The following is a 5,097-nucleotide window of genomic DNA, read 5'->3' as shown; positions in this document are numbered from 1 at the left end:
CTTGGCAGTCTCAGGGCTTGGTGAGCTTGACGAATCAGGTCGGCAAAACTGCCAGCCAAGTCTGTCTCCGGCAAGCCCGCTGGCAAGCTCAGACCAAGCCGCTCCCGGTTAACACGCAATAGCTCGCGAATGCGCTGGTCAAGCTGTGCCCGGCTTTGCAGCACGCCATCAGAAAAGCTCACCCGAATCACCGGAAACTTGCGGCTCCAGTCCCAAACCGGCTCAGCCGCCAAACCGGTAAACAGCGCCCGGTTGCCCTCAAACAGCTCTTTGAGCGTGTCGAGAAACAAGCTTTTGCCAAAACGCCTGGGGCGGCTTAAAAAATAATATGAGCCTTCGGAAATCAACCGCAGCGCCAGCGCAGTTTTGTCCACGTAATAGCAGTCATCCTCTCGAATCTTGGTGAAGCTCTGAATGCCAATGGGCAGCTTTTTGCGCGGCAAGACTGTGGGGAGTTGGGAGGTTTCGATCATTGGGGAATTTTAGAAGTCGATGAGTGGCTTGCTAAAATTTTTAATCAAAACAGCCTGTAGCCCCCGCGCATATTGCGCTAGAAGCTATTGAAGTTATAGCGTCTCGACCTCAAACCCGACAATGTTGCGGCTGGTTTTGCTGAACTCCACGCCAATCAGGTGAATCGGCTCAGCGCGGGCGCGGTACTTGTCGGCGTAAGCCATGTCCTTGAGCTGCTGCAAAGCGCTGCCCGCCGGGTTCAGCTCGACCACCTTGAACTCAAACAAAAACACCTGGCCGGCAAACAGCACCGTCATGTCGATGCGGCCAAAGTTGGTTGGGTCTTCCAGACGGATGTCCACGCCCAAAGCGGCAAAGTAGCTGTAAAAAATGCTGGCGTAGTAGCCCTCAAAGCCCGACAGCTCGTTCTTGCGGTACCAGTCGTTGGCGATGCTGGCGTAAAACGAGTGCAACAGGGTTTTCAGGCCGGCAAAGTCTTGTGCTTGCAGCAGCCGATACAGCTTGCCCACGGGCGGGCTCCGGCCATCGGTCAGGCTTTGTAACAAACAGTCATTGAGGCTGGTCTGGACTTCAAGGTTGGGATATTTCAGCGTGTATTCCGAGCGTCCGGGAACCTGCCAAACATCGGCAATGGTGAGGTATCCGGCCTGGAACATCAGCGCTTCGACTGGAATGTTGTCCACATCAAAGGTGGACAACAGCGCTTCCGAGGCAACGATGCGGCTCAAATCCGGGGTGAACTGCTGGCGCTCGCGCAGCAGTTTGATCAGAAATGTCGGCGTGCCGGTCTCAAACCAGTGCGCCTTGAACTGGCGGGTACGAAACAACAGCAGCAAGCCAAACGGGTTGTAAACCGGCGTGCCCAGCCAGTTATAGCCGTTGTACCAATCGCGAATCAGCTTGCGGTCCAAGCTTGGCAGCTCTGGCGCAAACACCATGTCAACGTCCGCATCGGTGTAGCCACACAACGCGCTGTAGCGCTCTTCCAGTGTGATGTCGGTCAGGTTATTGAGCCCCGAGAACAGGCTCACCTTGCTGAATTTGCTGACACCGGTCAAAAACACAAACTTCAAATGTTCGTCTGAGCCTTTGAGCACCGAGTACAGGTTTTTAAGCCCATCGCGCAACTCAGCGGCCACGCCTGAGTGGTCGATGTTGTCCAGAATCGGCTTGTCGTATTCGTCAATCAGCACCACGGCGCGCTGGCCGCTGGCTTGGTGAGCTTGACGAATCAGGTCGGCAAAACTGCCAGCCAAGTCTGTCTCCGGCAAGCCCGCTGGCAAGCTCAGACCAAGCCGCTCCCGGTTAACACGCAATAGCTCGCGAATGCGCTGGTCAAGCTGTGCCCGGCTTTGCAGCACGCCATCAGAAAAGCTCACCCGAATCACCGGAAACTTGCGGCTCCAGTCCCAAACCGGCTCAGCCGCCAAACCGGTAAACAGCGCCCGGTTGCCCTCAAACAGCTCTTTGAGCGTGTCGAGAAACAAGCTTTTGCCAAAGCGCCTGGGGCGGCTTAAAAAATACGCCTTGCCGGTTTGAATCAAATCAACCGCCATGCCCGACTTGTCCACGTAGTAACAGTTGTCCTCGCGAATCTCTCGAAACGTCTGAATGCCAATGGGCAGCTTTTTGCGCGGCAAGGCTGTGGGGGCGGGGGCGATGGCGGACATCGCGGCATTTTAGAAGAAAGACCTCAACCCAAGTCGCGCCTCAGTCGACGCCTGATCCGTTCAGGCGCAGGCCGCTTTCTCCAAAACGGCAGCCGCCCGTTTGTTCAGACTTTGACCCGCTTGGGCCGCTCGGCGCAGGGCTGATGCATGGATGCGGGGCTCTATGCGCAGCATCAGGTGCTGCTGTCGCCGCCTCGGCCGTCGCCTGCACTGGAGCCAAAGACGAGGCAGCAGCAGCCTTCTACCGGCATCACGGGTTTATCGCGCTGCCAGGCGGTAGTCGGCACCGCAGTTGCCCCTAACCCGACTTTGCAAGCGGCGCGAACAGCTACCGGGGAACTCACTGAATTGGAACGCAAGAAGTTGCCGCGTTACCCGATGCCATGTTTTCGCGTGGGGCGGCTGGCGCGCAACAGCGGCCGCATGGGCGCTGGCTTGGGGGCAAAGCTGATGGCGGCCAAAATGCAGGTAGGTGCTTATGCGCTGCTGGTCGACGCCAAACGCGAAAAGGCCAAGTTGTTTTACCTGCGCTATGGTTGCATAGCCTGCGCGGATTTGCCTAACACACTGTATCTACCGCTCGGGCCTACCAAGAGGGCAGCATGATCCACATCAGTCAAGAAGCCTCGCCGCAGTGGTCAGCTTGCCAATCGCAGACACGATCAAAAATGACGGTTGCGATGTGCGCGCAATCTGCTTTCACCACACCCCAGTCATGCCAGCGCGGATCAAGACTCTTGTACTCACTCAGCTCGGTTTCTTCCAGGTCGTATGGCACGGCATTGGCGAGCTGAACTAGCAATTGTTGCAAAGGTGATTCACCGTTGGCTTGGTAGTACAAGCGATCAAATGATCGCAACGCAAGCGCAATACTGTCATCGCCCATGTGATCAGCTAATGCAACAAAGTCAAGGTAATCCCGCGTCGCGTTGCGCTTGAGAATAAGCACACCTTTGATGCGCAGAATTTCACCCTCAGTCGGAACGGTAATCCGTACACCGTGATAGTCCACAACCGTCGTTTCCAACGGATCGTCTCGGATCAGTTGCCAAACCCCGGTTTCGATGCCGTCAAGACTGCCAAGAATTTGCACCGGACGTTGCACTCGGGCGGTTTTCCAGCCAGCCACCGATTCAAGCTGCGTGAGCACATCATCAAAGCGACTACGCAGGTCAGTCAAAACATGATCCGCATCACGCGAAAAACGATGCTCAGCATGAATTGCGGATGCCGTGCCGCCAACCAATACGGCATCAGGCAAGATGCGTTGAAGGCGTGCCGCGGATGAGAGCACAAGCTCCCAATCAGGCAGCGGTGCGGTGTTCTTTTGCATAGTGCATCCAAAAGTGATGGCAGCGCGTAGCCTGAGGCAGGAAGACCTGTCAGCCCGGCGCTGTTTGTACCGGTGTGAGAATGCGCGCCGACCCCAACACCCTGTATCTACCGCTGAGATCATTCCGCTGACCAACACAAGGCGTTGCAAACGCACAACGAATGCACCGGAATCGTGCCCGTTTGGGGTTTGGGAGGGGGCAAGTGTCATAAATGTCTGCTTCAATAGGATTTAACTTCCTGCATTAGGGGGTTGGCCCGGCAGGCTAAATCGACAGCCTGTTGGAGCCCTTCGTTAAACCTTGGAGAACTCTCAAATGAAAAAATCGCTAATCGCGTTGGCCGTTCTGGCTGTTTCCGGTGCCGCTATGGCGCAGTCTTCTGTGACTTTGTATGGCCGTCTGGATGCTGCCTTGGCTAATGTCAAGACCGAAACGACTGCTAACACGCCTGCGAATGCAGTTGCATCGGTGTCTCAAACCAAAATTGACTCGAGCCTTTTGCGTACGACTTATTGGGGCTTGAAGGGTACTGAAGACCTGGGTGGCGGTTTGAAGGCCAACTTCAAACTTGAAAGCAATTTCAATATTGACACCGGTGCGATGGGTGCAGGCCCAACAGCGGGCACATTTCAGACAGCGTTTGAACGCGAAGCTAGCGTAGGTTTGTCCGGCGGTTTTGGTTCGGTTAATTTGGGTCGTGTTTACACTTCTTACTTCTCTTTGTTTTCTGCAACCGATAACATCACCAATGGCAATATCGCTCAGACAGATGACATCTGGAAATCTGGCGTCGCCAGAGACACCCAACGCACCAGCAATGCAGTGCGTTTTGACTCTGCTGATTTCGGCGGTGTGAGCGCTTCTGTCACGTACGGCATTGATGAAGCAGCAACACCTGCAACTAACAAAAATGGCTCAAATGTTAGCTTTCACGTGAAGTACGCTGCGGGCCCGCTCCTGGTTGGCGTGGCTTATGAAGAATTCAAGGCACCATACCTGTCGACTGGCGTTGCATCTACCACTACCAAGAACACCCTGATCGCTGGTACCTACGACTTCGGCGTTGTCAAGTTGACTGGTGGCTACAACAAGGCTTCGGACGCAACGCGTGACGATAAAGAGTACCAATTAGGTCTGAACATTCCTGTCAGCGCTGCTGCGGTTGTGATGCTTGGTTACGTCAATTCAAACAGCACCGGTGCTGGTTTGACTGAATTGAACTCTAAGGGTTACACCCTTGCTGGCCAGTACAGCTTGTCCAAGCGCACTGCCTTGTACGCTGGCATGTTCAAAAGTGACCTTGAGTCAGGAAACACAGTCGCTGCCTTCAAAACAGCCAAGACCACCGCTGCTGCCGTTGGCGTTGTCCACTTGTTCTAATCCAACGCTGGCGTAAGCCAGCCGATGGTTAAAACCAAAAAACCCCGCCGTGGCAACATGGCGGGGTTTTTTTATACATGTTTTAGGCCGCTAGCCCTTATGAAATATGCGTGAGCAGCTATTGAATGTAGAGAGGATATAAAAGGGGTCAGGCTCGATTTACAAGTTCAAGTCAGTTGACGGTTAGCTCCAAATAAAAGGGGTCAGGTTCGGATTTCTATAAAAGCCCCCGCTTTGGC

At 54.7% G+C, this 5,097-nt stretch carries 6 protein-coding genes; 2 read left to right on the top strand and 4 right to left on the bottom strand.

Annotated features, from left to right (window positions below; genetic code table 11):
- From BLL52_RS01480 to BLL52_RS21935, 3 genes are all read right to left on the bottom strand, one after another.
- Positions 1-473, bottom strand: a 473-nt coding sequence (locus tag BLL52_RS01480; protein WP_198930580.1) for an AAA family ATPase, incomplete at its 3' end; no start/stop codon positions are given.
- Positions 474-566: 93 nt separating this feature from the next.
- Positions 567-2,144, bottom strand: a complete 1,578-nt coding sequence (locus BLL52_RS01475) for an ATP-binding protein (RefSeq protein ID WP_083633723.1) — start codon at positions 2,142-2,144, stop codon at positions 567-569.
- A gap of 60 nt (positions 2,145-2,204) precedes the next feature.
- Positions 2,205-2,318, bottom strand: coding sequence for a toxin-antitoxin system HicB family antitoxin (locus tag BLL52_RS21935; RefSeq protein ID WP_083633722.1), 114 nt, complete (start codon positions 2,316-2,318; stop codon positions 2,205-2,207).
- Here BLL52_RS21935 and BLL52_RS20180 point away from each other — a divergent pair.
- The gene (locus tag BLL52_RS20180; RefSeq protein WP_075584979.1) at positions 2,292-2,750 is read left to right on the top strand and encodes a hypothetical protein; all 459 of its coding nucleotides are present in this window, start codon (positions 2,292-2,294) and stop codon (positions 2,748-2,750) included. The two genes, BLL52_RS21935 and BLL52_RS20180, sit on opposite strands and share 27 nt — an antisense overlap.
- A gap of 10 nt (positions 2,751-2,760) precedes the next feature.
- On the opposite strand, the gene BLL52_RS01465 is transcribed toward BLL52_RS20180, so the two are convergent.
- Entirely contained in the window at positions 2,761-3,477 is a 717-nt protein-coding gene (locus BLL52_RS01465) for a hypothetical protein (RefSeq protein WP_075584978.1), read from the bottom strand.
- 316 nt (positions 3,478-3,793) lie between these two features.
- Here BLL52_RS01465 and BLL52_RS01460 point away from each other — a divergent pair, with 316 nt between their 5' ends.
- A complete protein-coding gene (locus BLL52_RS01460; protein ID WP_075584977.1) occupies positions 3,794-4,858 on the top strand; it encodes a porin in 1,065 nt (354 codons plus the stop codon).
- Positions 4,859-5,097 lie beyond the last annotated feature (239 nt).

Source organism: Rhodoferax antarcticus ANT.BR (assembly GCF_001938565.1).
Lineage (GTDB): Bacteria > Pseudomonadota > Gammaproteobacteria > Burkholderiales > Burkholderiaceae_C > Rhodoferax > Rhodoferax antarcticus.
Note: the sequence above shows the minus strand (reverse complement) of the source record. Positions and strands in the feature narration are given on the sequence as shown.